The following is an 18,270-nucleotide window of genomic DNA, read 5'->3' as shown; positions in this document are numbered from 1 at the left end:
AGGAGGGACGGCCCACGCCAGTGGGGGGTGGGGTGGTACATCCAGGGGGACCTACCGGTCCTGGTTCACCTTCGCCAGCGCCTTCGCGAGACCGTTGACCCACAGCTGGTCGACGCGGGCCCGCTCGGCCGCGTTCGGGTTCGCGTTCGTGCAGGACGTGCCGGGGCCGCCGCCGGACATCAGCTCGCTGCACGGCCCGCTGTAGTGGTCGGGCAGCCCGAGCACGTGCCCGGTCTCGTGGGCGGTCACGCGCGTGGAGTCGTACTGCTCGTTCTGCGCGTAGTCGAGGAAGATGTAGCCGCTGCCGTGCCCGTCCGTGGAGGCGTACGAACCGCGTGAGTCGTTGCCCTCGCGGTACGTGAAGTCGGCGTTGGAGCCGGACTGGAGCTTCACGTTCGAGACGGAGCTGTTCCAGATCTGGGTGCTGCGGGCTATCTCGGCGCTGAAGGAGGGCGCGGAGGAGGCGTTGTAGACGACGGTGACGGCGGCGGCCTTCGGGTTCGCGGCGCGCTTCTCGGCCACGGACTTCAGTACCGCGTCGAAGAACGCCTTGTTGGCCTTGGCCTCCTCGCCGGAACCGTTGTAACCCGCGAAGGGAGCGGCCGGGGCAACGGGCGCGGGCGCCGCGGAGGCCGGGACGGCCCCGAGCACGGCGGCCGTGAGACCGAGCCCGACCGCGGCCGAGAGAACGGGTGTGGACAGACGTGTGGACAGTCGCATCGATGACTCCTTGAGTGGGGGGTGAAGTCGTCATCGGTGAGTGTCTGCGCCTGTGGGACGGCTGTGATGATGGCAATCGGAGATAGGACGCAGCTATCACCCGGTCAGAAACGATCATCAACAGTCGACTACTGATCATTTACCGATCGTGATCCAACCCAACTCGCCCCCTTCGGTCGGGGTTTGTGCGTCTGGTGCGGCTCGTGTGACCGTCCTAGGCTCACCGCATGGAGCTCGAGGTGAGGCACCTCCGCGCGCTGTGCGCCATCGCCGACACCGGCAGCCTGCACCGGGCGGCCCGGCAACTCGGCGTGGCCCAGCCCTCGTTGAGCACTCAGCTCAAGCGCATCGAGCAGGAGCTCGGCGGCCCGCTCTTCCTCCGCGAACGCACCGGCTGCCGGCCGACCCAGCTCGGCCGTATCGTCCTCGGCCGTGCCCGCCCGCTGGTGGCCGAAATGCGTGCCCTGGTCGCGGAGGCGCGGGCCGCCGCGAAGGACGACGACGGCCCTCAGCTCCGGATCGGCTCCACCGCGAGCCGCGCCCTCGCGGGCTGGCTGCGGCGGCTGCGCGCGCGGCAGCGGGAGCCGGTCCTCCAGATGGACGTCTCCCCGAACGCGCTGCTGCGCATGCTCGCCGACGGCCGGCTCGACGTCGCCTACGTGCACGAGGTGGAGGGCTGTCCGCTGCGGGTTCCCGAGGGGCTCGCCCTGCGCGTCCTGGTCGAACGCGAACCGCAGTTCGTCTCCCTGCCCGCCGACCATCCGGCGGCCGCCCGCGCCGAGGTCCGGCTCTCCGACCTGGCCGAGGACCGTTGGATGATCGATCCCACGGTGGACGGCGAGTGGGACGCGGTGCATCGGATGCTGCGGGCGGAGGGGCTCAACCCCCGCGTGCTGCACGGGGATTACCACACGGCCGCGTCACTGGTCGCGACCGGCGAGGTCGTCACGGTGTGCCAGCCGACGTGCCAGCCCGGGCCGGAGATGGCGGTGCGGCGGATTCAGGGGGATCCGCTGGGTGTGCGGCTGTTGCTCGCGGCGCGTACGGAGGGGGAGTTGGACTTCGTGTTTCCCGGGCTGTGGGAGGCGTACTCGGAGGTTGCCCGGGAGGCGCCGGGGTATCGGGAGTGGCTGGATCGAGTGGGTGTGTAGGTGCGGGTCGTGTGTCGAGTGCGGCGCCGTGGGGCTGGTCGCGCCCACGCGGCGGAGCCGCAAATCGATACAGCCCCGCGCCCCTGAGAGCAAAGGACCAGGGGTGCCCTCCTCCGAGGAAGGCACCCCCTGTCACCGTCGTTCTACATCACACGCCGATGTCGCAGCCGTCCTTGCGCCAGACCGCTACCACTGCCGGGCGGACGATCTTTCCGGGGCCGTCGGGCCAGACGCTCGCGGGGTTCTCGACGGTCGCCCCGGTGATCTCCCCGGGGTGCTGGACCGCCACGAGGACGCGGCGGTCCTGGACGATGGGGCCGCAGGTCTCGGCGCCCTTCGGCACGGTCAGGAACTGCTTCAGCTCACCGCGCCGGTCGCCCTTCGTCGCCACGCCGAACAGGCCGTCGTGGGAGCCGAGCTGGGCGCCGTCGGTGGAGATCCACAGGTTGCCGTGCGGGTCGAAGGCCACGTTGTCCGGGCAGGAGATCTGGCTGACCCTGTCCTTCGGGAAGCCCGCGAAGTACGTGGCCGGGTCCTTCGGGTCGCCCGCGACGAGGAACAGCGACCAGGCGAAGGTCGTGGCGTCGGCGCGGTTGCGGCGCTCGCTGAGCTCCAGGATGTGCCCGTGCTTGTTGGCGTTGCGCGGGTTGGCCTCGTCCGCCTTGGCGTTGGAGCCGACACCGCGGTTGGTGTTGTTGGTGAGGGCGACGTAGACCTTGCCGGTGTGCGGCGAGGGCTGGATGTCCTCGGGGCGGTCCATCTTCGTGGCGCCGACCTTGTCACCGGCGAGGCGCGTGAAGACGTACACCTCCTCGGCGGTCATGCCCTCGACGTGTGAGACGGCGCCCTTGGCGGTGGCGGTGGCCAGCGGGATCCATGTACCGCTGCCGTCGAACTCGCCGTCCGCCGGGAGCTTGCCCGTGCCGTCGATCTCGGTCGCCGGGGAGTCGCCGGTGAGCTTGGCGACGTACAGGGTGCCCTCGTCGAGGAGGGTCAGGTTGTGCTCGCGGGCGGAGCGGCTGTTGCCGTGGCGCATCCGCTTGCTGCCGACGAACTTGTACATGTAGTCGAAGCGCTCGTCGTCACCGGAGTAGGCGACCGGGCGGCCGTCGTCCGTGAGACGTATGGTCGCGCCCTCGTGCTTGAACCGGCCGAGCGCGGTGCGCTTGCGGGGCGTCGAGGTGGGGTCGTACGGGTCCAGCTCGACGATGTAGCCGAAGCGGTGCACCTCGTTCGGCTCCTGGGCGACGTCGAAGCGCTTGTCGAAACGCTCCCACTTGCGCTCGGTGGCGCCGGTGCCGATGCCGTAGCGGGCGTCCGTCGTCCGGCTCGCGTTGGCGAAGTACTGGTTGAAGTTCTCCTCGCCGTGCAGCGTCGTGCCCCAGGGGGTCTCGCCGCCGGCGCAGTTGTTGAGCGTGCCGAGGACCTTCTTGCCCGTCGGGTCGGCGGAGGTCTTGAGGAGGCTGGAGCCGGCCGCCGGACCGGTCACCCGGAACTCGGTGGTCGCGGTGACGCGGCGGTTGAGGTGGTGACGGGGTACGGCGGTGAGCCTGCCGCTCTTGCGGTCCTCCTCGACCACGACGACGCCCAAGCCGTGGGCGGCCCAGGCGATCTCCGCCTGCTCGCGGGTGGGGTTGGCGGCGTCGTAGCCCTTGAACATCAGGATTTCGTCCGTGTACTCGTGGTTCGCCACGAGCAGCTGGCGGCCGCGCTCGCCCGGCAGCGGGAGCAGGGCGAGGAAGTCGCAGTTGTAGCCGAACTGGCCCGCCTGCGCCTTGGCGGTCTGCTTGTCCGGGTCGAAGGCGGGGGCGCCGCGCAGGATGGGCTCGCCCCAGCGGATGACCACGTTCTGGCCGTAGCCGGCGGGGACGGTCACGGCGTCGGCGGTGTTCGGCGCGACGGGCGTGAAGCGGAGGCCGCGGGCGGCCCTGCCGCCGGTGAAGGCGGCGGGCGTGCCCTCGGGCGCCTGGGCGGCGGCCGGGGTCGTGCCCGCGCCGACGACCGCGCCCCCGGCTGCAGCCGTGACGGTCACGGCCGCCGCCGCGCGCATCATGGAACGGCGGCTGAGCGCTCCGGCGATGACGTCGCCGACGTATTCGTTGGCGCTGGTGTTGGGCGCCGGGTGAAAGCAGGCGTCACCGCAGCGGTACCGACAGGTCATCTCTGAACGGCCGCCCGGGTGTGAGCCGGTCGAGCCGATCAACGGCAGCAGGTTGCGCACGTTCCCTCCCCTATGTCTGTGTCCGGCGTGACGCTATGGGCACGCCGGTGCGGGGGCGCAGCCGCGAGATGAACGAGGGGTGAACCCCCGCCGTCCGCAGAGGGGCCGAGGCAAAGGGAAGGTAAGGGAAACCTAACTTGGAGGGCATAATCGACCCTGCCCAAGATCTCCAAATCCTGCGGCTAACCTTACGTGTCCGTCCTGGCCAGGGATTGACGGAACCAACTCATGCGAAGGGTTGCGCACATGGGCATTCTCACCCGCCTGCGGAATGCGTTCGGAAAGTCACGCAAGGGGGACGCTGCCGCTGCTGCCGCCACCCCTGCCGCCGAGCCGAGCGTGCCGGCGGCCCGACAGGAGACGGCTCCCGAGCCGGCGCCTGCGGCTCCCGAGCCGGAGGCCACAGTGCCGGCCCCCGCCACCGAGCCCAAGGCATCAGTGGTGGAGGACCTGGTTTCGGCGGCCTTCGACAATGTGACGGTCCCGAAGCAGTCGTCTCCGACGGCTGAACAGGAAACCAAGGCTGAGCCGACCAAAAAGGCCAAGGCCAAGCCGGTCGCAGAGGCCAAGGCAGAGGCCAAGCCTGCGGTCGAGGCTGAGCCGGTGGCCGAGCCGGCCGTCGAGACCAAGCCTGAGCCGGTGGCAGAGGCCGAGCCGGTCGTGGAAACCGAGCCCGAGCCGGTCGTCGAGGCCAAGGCCGAGCCCGTGGTCGAGCCTGAGCCGGTCGTGGAAGCCAAGGCCGAGCCCGTCGTCGAGCCCGAGCCCGTCGTCGAGCCCGAGCCGGTCGTGGAAGCCAAGGCCGAGCCCGTCGTCGAGCCCGAGCCCGTCGTCGAGCCCGAGCCGGTCGTGGAAGCCAAGGCCGAGCCCGTCGTCGAGCCCGAGCAGGTCGCCGAGCCCGAGGCCGAGGTGAAGCCCGAGCCCGTCGTGGAGGCGGAGGCGGAGCCCGAAGCCAAGGCCGAGCCCGTGGTCGCCGCCGAGCCGGAGGCCAAGGTCGAGGCCGAGGCCGAGGTGAAGCCCGAGCCCGTCGTCGAACCGGAGCCCGTTGTCGCCGACGTGACCCCGGAGCCCGAGCCGGTCGTCGAGCCCGAACCCGAGCCCGTGGTTGCCGAAGCCGTCCCCGAGGCCGAGCCCGTGGTTGCCGAGGTCGCCCCCGAGGCCGAGCCCGTCACCGCGCAGGTGGACGAGCCCGTGGCCGCCGACGGCGATGAGGCCCCACAGGGGCCACCGGCAGCCGACGACGAAAGCGTCACGGGCGGTGCGGGTGGGAAGACGGACGCGGACGAAGGCGAAGCCGAGTCCGAGGAGGTGGCCCCCGCCACCACCCTCGCCAAGGTCAAGGCCCACGCCCCCGGCCTCCTCACCGCCTACAAGGCCGCGACCTCCACGCTCGAAAAGCACAACCTCGCCGGCACGCGGGCCAAGGTCTACCTCGTCCTCGACCGCTCCGCGAGCATGCGCCCGTACTACAAGGACGGCTCCGCCCAGGCCCTCGGCGAGCAGACCCTCGCCCTGGCCGCCCACCTGGACCCCGCCGCCACGGTCCACGTCGTCTTCTTCTCCACCGAACTGGACGGCACCGGCGAACTCGCCCTCCCCGACCACGAGAACAAGATCGACGAACTCCACGCGGGCCTCGGCCGCATGGGACGTACGAGCTACCACGCCGCCGTACAGGAAGTGCTCACCCACCACGAGAAGTCGGACACCCCCACGGCCCCGGCCCTCGTGATCTTCCAGACGGACGGCGCCCCGGACGCCAAGACCCCCGCGACCCAGTCCCTCACGGACGCGGCGAAGAACCACCCCGGCGTCTTCTTCTCCTTCGTCGCGTTCGGCGAGCAGGACAACAAGGCCTTCGACTACCTCCGCAAGCTCAAGACGGACAACACCGCCTTCTTCCACGCGGGCCCGACCCCGCGCGAGCTCACGGACACGGAGGTCTACGAGGGCGTACTGGCGAACTGGCGCCCGTAGAACCACGTAGACCCGCAGGGAACAACACACAGGAACGACCCACAGGAACAACCCCCGGGCCGCCCGCCTCCCACCCCTTAAAAGGGGGAGCGGGCGGCCCACCCGTGTCGGCTACGATTTCAAGGTTCGTAAGACGGTCGACGATCGAAGCATCACCCACCGAACCGTCACCCCACGTAACGACCCGGGAGCAGCCCGCAATGGCTCGACACCTCATCACCAGCGCCCTTCCGTACATCAACGGGATCAAGCACCTGGGCAACATGGTGGGGTCCATGCTCCCGGCGGACGTGTACGCCAGGTACCTCCGCCAGCGCGGCCACGACGTGCTCTACATCTGCGCGACGGACGAGCACGGCACCCCGGCCGAACTGGCGGCGAAGGAGCAGGGCCTGCCGGTCGACGAGTTCTGCGCGCAGGCCCACGACGCCCAGAAGGCGGTCTACGACGGCTTCGAGCTGGCCTTCGACTACTTCGGCCGCAGCTCCAGCCCGCAGAACCGCGAGATCACCCAGCACTTCGCCCGCCGCCTGAACGAGAACGGCTTCATCGAAGAGCGCGCGATCCGCCAGGTGTACTCGCCGACCGACGGCCGCTTCCTCCCGGACCGTTACGTCGAGGGCACCTGCCCCCACTGCGGCTACGACAAGGCCCGCGGCGACCAGTGCGAGAACTGCACCCGTGTCCTGGACCCGACCGACCTGATCAACCCCCGCTCGGCGATCTCCGGTTCGACGGAGCTGGAGGTCCGGGAGACGAAGCACCTCTTCCTCCTCCAGTCGAAGCTCCAGCACGAGGTCGAGGAGTGGGTCGCCCGCCATGAGGAGGAGTGGCCGCAGCTGGCCTCCTCCATCGCCCGCAAGTGGCTGAACGAAGGCCTGCACGACCGCGCGATCACCCGTGACCTCGACTGGGGCGTCCCGGTCCCGGCGGACACCTGGCCGGAGCTGGCCGCCGAGGGCAAGGTCTTCTACGTCTGGTTCGACGCCCCGATCGAGTACATCGGCGCGACGAAGGAGTGGTCGGACAAGGACCCGGAGAACCGCGACTGGAAGTCCTGGTGGTACGAGTCCGACCAGGGCGAAAACCCCGTCCGCTACACGGAGTTCATGGCAAAGGACAACGTCCCGTTCCACACGGTGATGTTCCCCGCCACCGAGCTCGGCATCCGCGAGCCGTGGAAGAAGGTCGACTACGTCAAGGCCTTCAACTGGCTGACGTACTACGGCGGAAAGTTCTCCACGTCCCAGAAGCGCGGCGTCTTCACCGACCACGCCCTGGAGATCCTCCCCGCCGACTACTGGCGCTACTTCCTCATCGCCAACGCCCCGGAGTCGGACGACTCGTCCTTCACGTGGGAGCACTTCACGTCCACGGTGAACAAGGACCTGGCGGACACCCTCGGCAACTTCGTCAACCGGGTCCTCTCCTTCTCCAAGAAGCGCTTCGGCGAGGAGGTCCCGGCGGGCGCGGAGGCGGGCGAGCCCGAGACGAAGCTGGGCGAGGAGATCGCGGCCCTTCTCTCGGAGTACGAGACCCAGATGGAGGCCCTCCAGTTCCGCAAGGCCGCGGCCGCCCTGCGCGCCCTGTGGTCGGCCGGCAACTCCTACCTGGAGGAGAAGGCCCCCTGGCTGGAGATCAAGACCAACCCGGACGGCGCGGCCCTCACCCTCCGCGTCGCGATGAACCTCATCCACCTCTACTCGGTGATCTCCGAACCCTTCATCCCGGCCTCCTCCAAGGCGATGCGCTCGGCGTTCGCCCTGCCCGACGACACGGCGACCTGGGTGACGGCGGCCGAGGCGAAGTCCCTGGACTTCCTCCCCGCGGGCACCCCCTTCACGGTCCCCCCGGTCCTCTTCGCCAAGATCACGGACGAGGACCTGGAAACGTACAAGGAGCGCTTCGGCGGCGCCCCGGAGTAACCACAGCACGCACTCGGGAGGCGGGGAGAGACGCGCACGACGTCCCTCCCCGCCTCCTGCGTTCCTCCTACGCAGTCGACGTCAGGACACGGACGTCAGTACGCCGATCTTGTCGATGCGGTGTTCGGGATTGCCTCGGTCGTCGCGCCAGAAGTTCCCGGCCGCGTTGTCCTCGGGGGTCGCGCACGTGGAGATGGTGATCATGGCCTGGGTGGGGCTCCGGCCCGGGAGGCCCGGTACCGCCGCGCGCTGTTCGGCGAGCGAGCGCTCGGAGCGGAAGGAGGTCTCCCTGGTGCCGGTGATCTCGTACTCGTACACCGTGCCGCCGGACGTGACGACGACCGAGTCGTCCTTGTCGAGGGACGGGAGGTCGCGCAGCGGGCCGCCGGCCGAGAGCCGGTGGGCCGTCACGAGGTAGTTGCCGACCTCACCGGGCCCGACCCCACCACGACTCCCGTACGGGCTGGCTCCGACGCCGGTGTTCTGTAGCCGGGTGCCCGGCCAGTCGTCGGTCGTCCCCTCGTACGGGACCACGCGCAGGTCCTTGAGTCCGATCGCCGGGATGGCGAGCCGGGCGGTCCGGGCCCGGGCGTCGCTCTTCTGTGGTGGCGGACTCACGGAGGACGGACTCTCGGAGGACGGGGTGGCGGGAGCCGGAGTGGCGGGAGCCGTCGGTGCCTGGGCCGTCGCGGGGGTGGTGTCCCTTGGGGGCTTGGCAGAAGTGCCCGTCGGAACCGTCTCACTGGAACACCCCAGGAGCAGCGCGACGACCGCGCCCGTGAGCGCGCCGGAAAGTGCTCGGGAACGGGACATGGCACTCGGGATCGATAGCCGGGTTCGGGTCGTGCCGCCACGCGTGGCGGCTGCCCGACTCAACAACAAGAACGCCCGGACCCGCCCGGGCGTTCCCGCGTGACGCGACAGCAGAACGCCCTGGCCCGCTACTGGCCCACTGCGACGGAGATGTGCGGCGCCAGTGCGCCCAGGAGGTCGGAGGCGTCGAAGATCTCCCCCGCGGAGGCGACGCCGACCGTGCGGGTCCGGCCGGTGAGGATGCGGTGGACCGCTTCCACCGCGAGGGGTGCGGTGACGGCGTAGATGTCCTGGCCTCGCGCCACGGCGCGCCGTTCGCTGTCGCCCGAGCGGACGACGACGTCGACGAGGAAGGTCTGGTCGGAGCGGCCGTGCTCGTCGACCGCGGACGGTGCCGGGGTGTCCGGGGCGGCCAGGTCCCCGGCCGCCTCGACCGTCATGTAGGTGCGTACCTCGGGGATGGTCAGGTGACTGGGGACGGTGACGACGTCGGCCATCGTGAACTCCCCGATGACCGCCCGGGTGCCCATCGGGTCGGGGAAGGGCCACTTCAGGGTGGGCAGGGCGTCGTTGTGGTACTCCAGCTGCCCGTTCGTGTAGCGGACGCGTCGGCCGCGGCGCCGTTCCCCGGAGATCCGGCCCGCCTCGCGGGTCCCGGGCGTGGGGTGCCAGCTGTTCAGGCCGTACGCGATGTGTGCCTCGTCGGCCGTCGTCCAGTCGCCCATCGCCGCGGTGACCAGCAGGTCGCCGAGGCCGCCGTAGAAGGCCATCGCCGGGACGATCACCGCTCCGGCGGCGCGGGCGCGGTCCGTGAAGTGGGCGAACGTGTCGGCGTTGGCCTCGATCTCCGCCGCGACGTCCACGTACGGGATCCCGGCGCGCAGGGCCGCCTCGATCACGGGAGCGGCGGTCGTGGCGAAGGGCCCGGCACAGTTGATCACCGCCGCCGTACCGGCCAGGGCCCGGTCGAGCGCGTCCGCGTCGTCGACCGACGCCGGCCGGACGTCGAGCCCGGGACCGGACACCGCCGCCAGCTCCCTGAGCCGGCCGGCGTCACGGCCGGAGAGAACCGGGACGAACCCGCGCTCCAGCAACTGCGCCACCACGAACCGCCCGGTGTGCCCGTACGCACCGAACACCGCCACCGTCTGCCCCGACCCCGCCTCTGATCTCATACGGACATCCTGTCGGGGGCGGGCACCCCACCGTGAGTGTCCGGAACGCCACGCCCCATACAATTACGGACATGAACACGGTCAGGGGCACGGGCATGAGCACTGTCGCGCTGGCCGTCACCGACGGGATGCTGCACTTCGAACTGTCCGTGGCGTACGAGGTGTTCGACGCCGCGCCGGTCGGCGTGGCCGGTCCCTGGTACGACGTGGCCGTCTGCGGATCGGACGCCGTACGGGTCGGACGGTTCCGGCTGGAGCCCGACCAAGGGCTCGACCGGCTCCGTCGCGCCGACACCGTGATCGTCCCCGCCTGGGCGGACGTCGACGAGGGCCCGCCCGCCGACCTGATCGACGCGGTACGCGCCGCCCACGAGGCCGGCGCGCGCGTGGCCTCCCTCTGCACGGGCGCGTTCGTACTGGCCGCGGCCGGCCTGCTGGACGGGCGGCGCGCGACCACGCACTGGGCGCACACCGACGTCCTGGCCGCCCGCTACCCAGAGGTGGAGGTCGACCCGGACGTGCTCTACGTGGACAACGGCAGCGTGCTCACCTCCGCGGGCAAGGCCGCCGCGCTGGACCTGTGCCTGCACCTCGTGCGCCTCGACCGCGGCTCGGCGGTGGCCAACGCCGTCGCCCGCCGCCTGGTCGTGCCGCCGCACCGGGCCGGCGGCCAGGCCCAGTTCGTCGCCGCCCCGGTGCCCGCCCGGGACGACCACCCGCTCACCGACCTGCTCCCCTGGGCCGTGGACCGCCTCGACCGCCCACTGACCGTTGAGGACCTGGCCCGCCAGGCACGCATGAGCTCCCGCAACCTGGGCCGCCACTTCAGAGCGGCAACCGGCACCACCCCGCTCCAGTGGCTCCTCACCCAACGCATCCGCCGCGCCCAGGAACTCCTGGAAAACACCGACAACAGCATCGACACCATCGCCACAGCCACCGGAATGGGCACCGCCACCACCCTGCGCCGCCACTTCAACCGCACGATCGGCGTCCCCCCGGACACATACCGCCGCACGTTCCGCTCGCGCTCCTGACCCGTCGCAGCACGAACGGGGCCCGGGACATCGACAAGTCCCGGGCCCCTCTGAGCTGTTCAAGTCCTCAAGGTGAGGTCGAGGTCAGGAAAGAACCCCCGCGCCCGTCGTCTTCAGCAGCTCCGCCGGCAGGCTGTTCGCCGAGGTCTGGAGGCCCGCCGTCAGGGTCGGCTTCCAGTTGACGGTCGTCTTCAGCTTCTTCGAGTTCGCCGAGTTGTACGCGGCGACGATGTCGGTGGACTTGCCGTTGACGAGGTTGCCGGTGCCGGCGACGGAGCCCGTGCCGTCGCCGCTCAGGAGCTTGGCGACCTTCGCGCCGGACGGGAGCGTCCAGGAGTTGTGCTCGGCGACGACCTGGGCCTTGGCGCGGGAGTCGAGGCTGTACTTGGGGGCGTACCCGTTGAGGGTCGTCGTGTCGTAGACGTTGTTGTAGAGGTGGATCTGGCCGATGCGGGCCAGCGGGGCCCGCTGGGTGATGCCCTTCCACACGTTGTGGTGGATGGAGACGCGCAGCTTGCCGACGCTGTCGGTGTCGCTGCTGCCGATCAGCATCGTCTTGTCGTGGTTGGTGAACTGGTTGCGCTCGACGGTCACCAGGTCCGAGCCGTTGGTGATGTCGAGGGCACCGTCGTGGATCTGGTACTTGCGGCCGAAGTACGTCTTCTCGGACGAGTCGAAGAACGGCGCGTCGCTGAACGTGTTGTGGTCCGCCCACACATGGGTCGCCCCGCGCAGCGTCACCGAGTCGTAGTTGGAGTTCCACTCGCCCGAGGAACCGTCCGTCGGGTCCCACTGCGGGAAGCAGTCCTCGGTGGCGGTGAGGGAGAGGTTGCGGATGATGACGTTGTCGACGTCCTGCACCTGCAGACTGCCGCCGGTGATCCCGGCCTTGGTGCCCGGGACGCCCACGACGGTGGTGTTGGCCGGGACCCGGAAGACGATGTTCTTCTTCTGCTTGGTCTGGGCGGCCGCGCGCGCCTTCTCCTGCGTGCCCGAGGGCGCCTTCTTGCCGTACGTCGCCGGATCGAACGCCTTCAGGTACGCGGACAGCGAATAGCCCGTACCGGAGGCGTAGTCGGCGCAGGTCAGCTTCTTGCCCGCGTCGTCCGTGTTGGCGTCGATCGTGCCCTTGATCTTGATGATCTTCGGGGTGGAATCGGTGGCCGAGCCGAGCGCCTTCACCAGCTGGGCGCGGGTGCTGACGGTGAAGGTGTGCGCGGAGTCGGCCTTCGAACCGCCGGTCGTGCCCGAACCGGACGCCGCCCAGCCGTCCTTGGCGGGCAGAGCCTGGTGCGCCAGGTCGACGGCGCCCGCATTCGCGTTCATCACGAAGGGGACGGCGCCGAGACCCGCGGCCGCCACGGCAGCGGCGGAGAGGAGAGCGGTGCGCCGCTTACGGAGGGACCTGCGGTGGGAGGGGGATGCCACGGATGAGTCCTTACGTGGTTCTTGTGGGGCTCGTGCGTTGTGTGGAGCCCCTGTGAACGGGGTTCCGACTCATCTGTGGTCGCGGGGATCGGAAAGGTTGCCCTCTTCTTGCACGGCACCTTTCCGGACACCCTCCAGGACCCCCTCCAGGACCCCCCTCCAGGACCCCCTTCAGGGCACCTCCCCGTGCACTCCCGGTGCACCCCTCAGGACACGGCCGGCCCCGTGACGAACCGTCCCTTGGAGTCGTACGGCCAGACGTTGGGCTTGCAGCCGAGCATGCCCTTGATCTGCTGCATCATCGCCGGGGCCGGCTTCCCCGCCCCGGGGCAGGTCACATGACCGTGGCCGAGGAAGTGGCCGACCTCGTGGTTGATGATCAGCGCGCGGTAGGCGTCCACGTCGGCGGCGTACACCGGAGTCGCCAGCAGCCACCGCTTGAGGTTGACCACGACGTCCTTGCCCACGTTGCAGTTGACCTCGCCGCGCGTGTTCAGGCCGTACCTGCCGCAGATGGCGTCCACCGTTCCCGGCGTGGCGAGCCGTACGACGAAGTCGGCCGTACCGCTGGAGACGCGCCGGAAGCCCGAGCGGCCGTCGGCCGTCCAGCCGCGCGGGTCGGCGAGTATGCCCTCGACCTGCTCGGCGACATCCGCCGCCGACTGCGTGAGTCCGTCCTCGACGACGACCTTGTAGCTCAGGACCCGGCCGCCCTTCCCGACGGTCCCGCTCCCGCCGCCCGCGGTGGCGAACGTGCCGGGGCCCGAGGCCGGGATCTCGGGCGCGGAGGAGGAGGAAGCCGAGGGGCTGCCCTTTCCGGACGGCTCGCTGTCGCCCTTCCCACCGGCCTTCTCGCCGGGCTTCCCACTCGCCCCGGCCGACTCCGTCCCGCCGCTCGGTTCCGGTGTCCGGTCCGGCGCCGGACCGGACGGCGACGAGGAGGCGGATCCGTCCGCGGCGTCGGAGGACGGGGACGTCGTCCAGTTCACGGCCACGGCGGCGGCGATCACCAATGCGACCAGCGCCGCCAGGCCGCCGAGTAACGGGCCCTTGCTCTTCCGGCCACGTCCGCCGGACCGTCTGCCGGACCGCCCCGGACCACCGGACTGCGCGGATCCTCTGCGACGACGCCGGGACTGTCGGGAGGCGGAGGACTCCCTGGCCGAGGACGGCTTCGTGCGACGGGCAGTCGTGTTCATGGTCATCAAGAGTGAGTACGGCATGTGATGGGATATCGCTCAGTCGATAACGAAGAGATAACGGTCGATCACCCGTCCGGCCTATGTGATCGTCCCGTAACAGTTCCCCCACCGACGCCGGTGCCTGCCTCAACTCCCCTGAGCCGTACGGATACTGAGCACATGCCACGCGTCCTGCTGATCGAAGACGACCGCGCCGTACGGGAGGGCGTCCGGCTCGCACTGCGCCGCCAGGGGCACGACGTCACCGCCGCCGGAACCGGTGAGGAGGGACTTGCCCTGCTGCGGTCCTTCCGGCCGGACGTCGTCGTGCTCGACCTGATGCTGCCCGGCCTCAGCGGTCTCGAGGTGTGCCGCCGGATCCGTACCGAGGACCAGGTGCCGATCGTCATGGCTACCGCCCGGGGCGACGACACGGACATCGTGGTCGGGCTGGAGGCCGGGGCGGACGACTACGTGGTCAAGCCGGTGCAGGCACGCGTACTCGAAGCCCGTATCCGCGCGGTCCTGCGCCGGGTCGGCGGCGCACCGAACGCCGAGGGCATACCGAAGATCGAGACCCACGGCGACGACGGCGAACTGACCATCGACCGGGCCGGGTTGGCCATCACCCGGCGGGGTGCGCCGGTCGCCCTCGCCCCTTCCGAACTACGGCTCCTGCTGACCCTCTCCGCCTCGCCCGGCCAGGTGTTCTCCCGGCAGCAGCTGCTGGAGGCGGTCTGGGAGCACAGCTACCACGGCGACTCCCGGCTGGTGGACGCGTGCGTCAAGCGGCTGCGCACCAAGATGGGCGAGCCCGCGGGGCAGCCGCGCTACATCCAGACCGTGCGCGGCTTCGGCTACCGGTTCCAGTCCCGGTGAAGCGACCGCTGCGCGGTCTGCGCAGCCGGCTGCTCGTCGCCTTCGTGCTCGTCACCGCCGTCGCCACCCTCACCACGGGCGCCCTCACCTTCCGGGAGGCCCGCATCGCCGTGCTCCAGCAGAGCCAGGACACCATCATCAAAAGGCTGCGGGCACACGTCGACGGCCTGGCGCCCGGCATCTCCTACCCGCCGACCCAGAGCGACCTGGAGTCGGTCGCCCAGGAGGTGGCCGCCGCCGAACCGGCGCAGAACTGGCGGGTCCTGGCCACCTACCGCGATCTGCGGGCCACCTCCCGGCCACAGGACACGTTCACCGAGCTGACGGCCGGCATGCGGTCGGCCGTGGGCTCCCGGCGGGCCGCCGTCTTCCAGCGGGTGACGACGGACGGCCGCTCCTCGCTCGTCGTCGGCCTGCCGGTCACCTTCAGCGAGCCCGCCGAACGCCCCGCCTCCGGGGTCTCGGTCTTCCTGACGGTGCCGCAGACCGGCGAACAGGGATACGTCGACGCCCTGGTCACCGCCATAGGACGCGCCGTCGTACCCGCCCTCGGCCTCGCCGTCCTGCTCGCCCTGCTGGCCGCCCGCGGAGTACTGCGCCCGGTACGCGAACTGCGCCGCGGCACCCGGAGCATCGCCGAGGGCCGTCTGGACACCCGGCTCGCGGTCAACGGCTCCGACGAACTCGCCGACCTGTCGCACACGTTCAACGAGACCGCCGCCGCGCTGGAGGAGTCGGTCGCGGAGCTGCGCCGCATGGAGGCCCGTGCCCGCCGTTTCGTCGCGGACGTGTCGCACGAGCTGCGCACCCCGCTGGCCGCGATGTCGGCCGTCACCGACCTGCTCGACGAGGACGCGGCCCGGCTCGACCCGGACACCGCGACGGCCGTACGGCTCATCAGCGGGGAGACCGTGAAGCTGGCCCGGCTCGTGAACGACCTGATGGAGATCTCCCGCTTCGACGCGGGCGCGGCGGGCCTGCAACTGGACGACCTCGACCTCGCGGAGTCCCTGCGGCGCACCCTCGCCGCCCGCGGCTGGCAGGACACGGTGGACACCAGGCTCCCCGGGCCCGGCGAACTGCGTGGCCGGGTCGACCCCCGCCGCCTCGACGTGGCCGTCGCGAACCTGGTCGGCAACGCACTGCGGCACGGCGCACGCCCCGTACAACTGCGCCTGTACGCACGGGAGATGCCGGATGCCGCCGACGAAAGGGTGTGGGCCGTCATCGAGGTGACGGACAGCGGGCCCGGTATTCCCGCGGACGTCCTGCCGCAGGTCTTCGACCGCTTCTACAAGTCGGACACCGCCAGGACCCGGTCGGAGGGCAGCGGCCTCGGACTCTCGATCGCGGCGGAGAACGTCCGGTTGCACGGCGGTACGGTCCGGGCGGCGAACCGTGCGGAGGGCGAAGGGGCGGTGTTCACGGTCGAGATCCCCCTGGGCCAGGAGGAGAAGGAAGAAGGAGAGAAAGAGGAAGAGGTACGAGAGACATGAGACGGCTGCTCACGAGGCGCGGGCAGCGGGCGGTGCGGTCCGGGCTTTCGCTCACGGCCGCCGCGTTGCTGCTCTCCTCCTGCGGGATTCCCTCGACCGGTGTGGTGGAGGCGGGAGAACCGGCCACCGGCATACGGCCGGCCTACGTCCTCTACTTCGTCAGGCAGGACACCCTGCTCGGCGTACGCAGCCAGGTCCCCGGCACCTTCGACATCGGCACGGCGGTGGAGCTGCTGTTCCGGGGGCCGGACGCCCTGCTCGGCCGCAAGGCCCTGACCACGGAACTTCCGCGGCTGGCGTCCCCGGTGACCCTCCGGGCGAGCGGGGCGCGGGTGTCGGTCACGCTGCCCCCGGGCACCGAGCCCCTGAGCGGAACGGCCCTCGCCCAGCTGACGTGCACGATCGCCGATGCCCGTCTCGTCGTGTCCGCGGGCTCCGGAAGCGAGGGCGGTGGCGGAAGCTGGAGCGGGAACGACACGGCGTCGTCGACGAAGGTGACCGTGACGATCCCCGGCGTCCGGCAGGCCGAGGGCTCCGGCGAGATGTGCCCCGGGTCCGCGACGGCGGAGTGACGGGCAGGCTGCCCAAAGGGCAGCGGGTGCCGGGGTGCCGCGCGCGCCGGCTGTAGCCATTGCGCGCGCGGCGAACCGGGCTGGTGTCAGGGTCAGGAACCCTGCGCACCTGTCGGGACACGGTTGGGGTTAGCCAACCGGCGTCACCTGCTCGCCCTTCTCGCGGGTCGCGAGGTCGTCCTCCCGCGGCGTCTCCAGCTTCACCCAGTCGCTCCAGTTGAACTCGTCGCTGTCGCCCGGCCTGTTGCCCTCGGACTCATAGACGCGGCCGTTCTTGGTCAGCACCTTGACCGTGGCTTCCTGCCCGTTGTTCGAGACGACGATGGAGATAGCGCAGGCGTTCTTGGGGTAGTTGCTCTCGTCGCTGATCTCCTTCCACTCGTAGTCGTCGTCTGCCGGCGCCTCTCGCACTCCGGCGAACGCGTTACCACCGGTGAGCACGGCGCTGAGCTCCCAGTTCCCGGAGTTCGACCTCGCCGAGTCGATGTCCGAGCACTCCTGCTTGTCGCGGTCCCGGTCCTCGCACTTTTCGTGAAGCGGTCCGCCGGGGGTCTGAGCCTTCCCCTCCGGCTGGTACTTCTCGTGGTGCCCGTTCTCCTTCTTGCAGTCGTCGGTCGACGGGTCCGCCACGACGCTGTCGGCGGCCGGGGTGACCGAGGCCGACGCGGGAGTCGCGACGCCCGCGAACACGAGGGCGAGGGAGGCGACAGCGCCGCCGGTCAGCCACGCGCCACGGGTGGCAAGCGGGCTCAGAGAGGACTTGGCCCTGAGTACAGGACTCATGCATTGCTCCTTTGATCCGAATGTACAGGTGTGCGAGAGCACCGGAAGCGAGTTCGAGCTTCCCCTGCAAACATCGGGTCGCAGACGCAACGACTGAAGGACTTCTCCATACGATCAACACATCAGCCGACACGCGAAACTCCAATGGGTTCCTGCGCGAAAGCGAATCGGAAACCGGGTACCGGGCAAGCCGCGTCAAGGCGGACGGGGTCGCCCGCGGACGGTCTCCCGGGTCGAGTCGCCAGGAGTGGTGTTGCCGTGAAGCCGCCGATCTGCCTCGGCGCGATCGTGAGGCAAAACCATCGGAAACGAGTCGAACAAGGCGAACGTCTCGAACACACTTTGCATCTGCCCGGAGTCCGACCGGAGTCCGAGGGCTGTTACGGTGGCCCCGCCTGTGGCATGTCCACGATTCATCCGTATGGTTTCGCCATGGCAGTCCCCGAGGTCATCCCGATCGCCTACGAGCCGCGCCACCGCACCGAGGCCATCGGTCACTACGCGGAGGGGCAGTTCCTGGGGTCGATCACGTACGCGTTCCCCGAGGGGTACCGGCCCGACGACGGCTGGGAAGAGCACAAACGTCTCTACGCGGTGCTCCACACCTTCGACGCCGAGGGCCGTTACCAGGACTCGGACATCTGGTGCGCCGGCACCTGGGCCGAACAGCAGCGCGCCCCGGAGGGCCAGGACTCGGTCCTCGCCCGGGCCCAGGCCCACCTGGCCAAACTCCTCAGGAGCCTCCCCCGGCGCCGCTACACGGACATCGCGGTCCGCCCCTTCCGGCTCACCGTCGACGGCGTGCTGTTCGGCATGCTGACCGGCGAGGACGAAGGGGAGCCCTGGGCCGAGCTCTACCCGGAGCGGCTGGGCTTCGGCCCGCCCTGGGACGGGCTGTACGAGACCTGATCCGCC

Annotated in this window: 15 protein-coding genes; 8 read left to right on the top strand and 7 right to left on the bottom strand. The window is 70.4% G+C overall.

Annotated features, from left to right (window positions below):
* Window positions 1-51: 51 nt before the first annotated feature.
* Complete coding sequence (gene snpA, locus OG718_RS28910) at window positions 52-720, bottom strand: snapalysin (RefSeq protein ID WP_143641448.1); 669 nt, start codon at window positions 718-720, stop codon at window positions 52-54.
* A gap of 227 nt (window positions 721-947) precedes the next feature.
* Here snpA and OG718_RS28905 point away from each other — a divergent pair, with 227 nt between their 5' ends.
* Window positions 948-1,871: a LysR family transcriptional regulator gene (locus OG718_RS28905; protein WP_143641447.1), complete on the top strand. Its 924-nt coding sequence runs from the start codon at window positions 948-950 to the stop codon at window positions 1,869-1,871.
* A gap of 148 nt (window positions 1,872-2,019) precedes the next feature.
* On the opposite strand, the gene OG718_RS28900 is transcribed toward OG718_RS28905, so the two are convergent.
* Entirely contained in the window at window positions 2,020-4,092 is a 2,073-nt protein-coding gene (locus tag OG718_RS28900; protein ID WP_328845554.1) for a PhoX family protein, read from the bottom strand.
* A 246-nt stretch (window positions 4,093-4,338) separates the two neighbouring features.
* Here OG718_RS28900 and OG718_RS28895 point away from each other — a divergent pair, with 246 nt between their 5' ends.
* Window positions 4,339-6,066 carry a VWA domain-containing protein gene (locus tag OG718_RS28895; protein WP_328845553.1) on the top strand — a complete coding sequence of 576 codons (1,728 nt, stop codon included), beginning with the start codon at window positions 4,339-4,341 and terminating at the stop codon, window positions 6,064-6,066.
* Window positions 6,067-6,266: 200 nt separating this feature from the next.
* Complete coding sequence (gene metG / locus OG718_RS28890; RefSeq protein WP_328845552.1) at window positions 6,267-7,991, top strand: methionine--tRNA ligase; 1,725 nt, start codon at window positions 6,267-6,269, stop codon at window positions 7,989-7,991.
* Between the two features lie 81 nt (window positions 7,992-8,072).
* Here the strand turns inward: metG and OG718_RS28885 are convergent, their stop codons facing one another.
* Both OG718_RS28885 and OG718_RS28880 read right to left on the bottom strand, forming a co-directional pair.
* Window positions 8,073-8,804 carry a class E sortase gene (locus OG718_RS28885; RefSeq protein ID WP_328845551.1) on the bottom strand — a complete coding sequence of 244 codons (732 nt, stop codon included), beginning with the start codon at window positions 8,802-8,804 and terminating at the stop codon, window positions 8,073-8,075.
* Window positions 8,805-8,932: 128 nt separating this feature from the next.
* Window positions 8,933-9,979: a saccharopine dehydrogenase family protein gene (locus tag OG718_RS28880; protein ID WP_328845550.1), complete on the bottom strand. Its 1,047-nt coding sequence runs from the start codon at window positions 9,977-9,979 to the stop codon at window positions 8,933-8,935.
* 95 nt (window positions 9,980-10,074) lie between these two features.
* On the opposite strand from OG718_RS28880, the gene OG718_RS28875 reads away from it, so the two are divergent.
* On the top strand, window positions 10,075-11,016 hold the full coding sequence (locus OG718_RS28875; RefSeq protein ID WP_328847847.1) for a helix-turn-helix domain-containing protein: 942 nt from the start codon (window positions 10,075-10,077) through the stop codon (window positions 11,014-11,016).
* A gap of 84 nt (window positions 11,017-11,100) precedes the next feature.
* On the opposite strand, the gene OG718_RS28870 is transcribed toward OG718_RS28875, so the two are convergent.
* Both OG718_RS28870 and OG718_RS28865 read right to left on the bottom strand, forming a co-directional pair.
* Window positions 11,101-12,444, bottom strand: coding sequence for a pectate lyase family protein (locus OG718_RS28870; RefSeq protein WP_328845549.1), 1,344 nt, complete (start codon window positions 12,442-12,444; stop codon window positions 11,101-11,103).
* Between the two features lie 206 nt (window positions 12,445-12,650).
* On the bottom strand, window positions 12,651-13,643 hold the full coding sequence (locus OG718_RS28865; RefSeq protein WP_328845548.1) for a DUF3152 domain-containing protein: 993 nt from the start codon (window positions 13,641-13,643) through the stop codon (window positions 12,651-12,653).
* Window positions 13,644-13,805: 162 nt separating this feature from the next.
* Here OG718_RS28865 and OG718_RS28860 point away from each other — a divergent pair, with 162 nt between their 5' ends.
* From OG718_RS28860 to OG718_RS28850, 3 genes are read left to right on the top strand one after another with little or no spacing between them, the layout of a single operon-like run.
* Window positions 13,806-14,504, top strand: a complete 699-nt coding sequence (locus OG718_RS28860; protein WP_143641440.1) for a response regulator transcription factor — start codon at window positions 13,806-13,808, stop codon at window positions 14,502-14,504.
* Window positions 14,501-16,000 carry a sensor histidine kinase gene (locus OG718_RS28855; protein WP_328845547.1) on the top strand — a complete coding sequence of 500 codons (1,500 nt, stop codon included), beginning with the start codon at window positions 14,501-14,503 and terminating at the stop codon, window positions 15,998-16,000. Before OG718_RS28860 ends, OG718_RS28855 begins: the two co-directional genes overlap by 4 nt.
* Window positions 15,997-16,572, top strand: a complete 576-nt coding sequence (locus tag OG718_RS28850) for a hypothetical protein (protein WP_328845546.1) — start codon at window positions 15,997-15,999, stop codon at window positions 16,570-16,572. Before OG718_RS28855 ends, OG718_RS28850 begins: the two co-directional genes overlap by 4 nt.
* 129 nt (window positions 16,573-16,701) lie before the next feature.
* Here the strand turns inward: OG718_RS28850 and OG718_RS28845 are convergent, their stop codons facing one another.
* A complete protein-coding gene (locus OG718_RS28845) occupies window positions 16,702-17,355 on the bottom strand; it encodes a hypothetical protein (RefSeq protein ID WP_328845545.1) in 654 nt (217 codons plus the stop codon).
* Window positions 17,356-17,787: 432 nt separating this feature from the next.
* Here OG718_RS28845 and OG718_RS28840 point away from each other — a divergent pair, with 432 nt between their 5' ends.
* On the top strand, window positions 17,788-18,264 hold the full coding sequence (locus OG718_RS28840) for a hypothetical protein (RefSeq protein WP_143641436.1): 477 nt from the start codon (window positions 17,788-17,790) through the stop codon (window positions 18,262-18,264).
* Window positions 18,265-18,270 lie beyond the last annotated feature (6 nt).

The organism is Streptomyces sp. NBC_00258 (assembly GCF_036182465.1).
Taxonomy (GTDB): domain Bacteria; phylum Actinomycetota; class Actinomycetes; order Streptomycetales; family Streptomycetaceae; genus Streptomyces.
The sequence above is the reverse complement of the archived record's forward strand: the minus strand, read 5'-3'. Positions and strand labels throughout refer to the sequence as shown.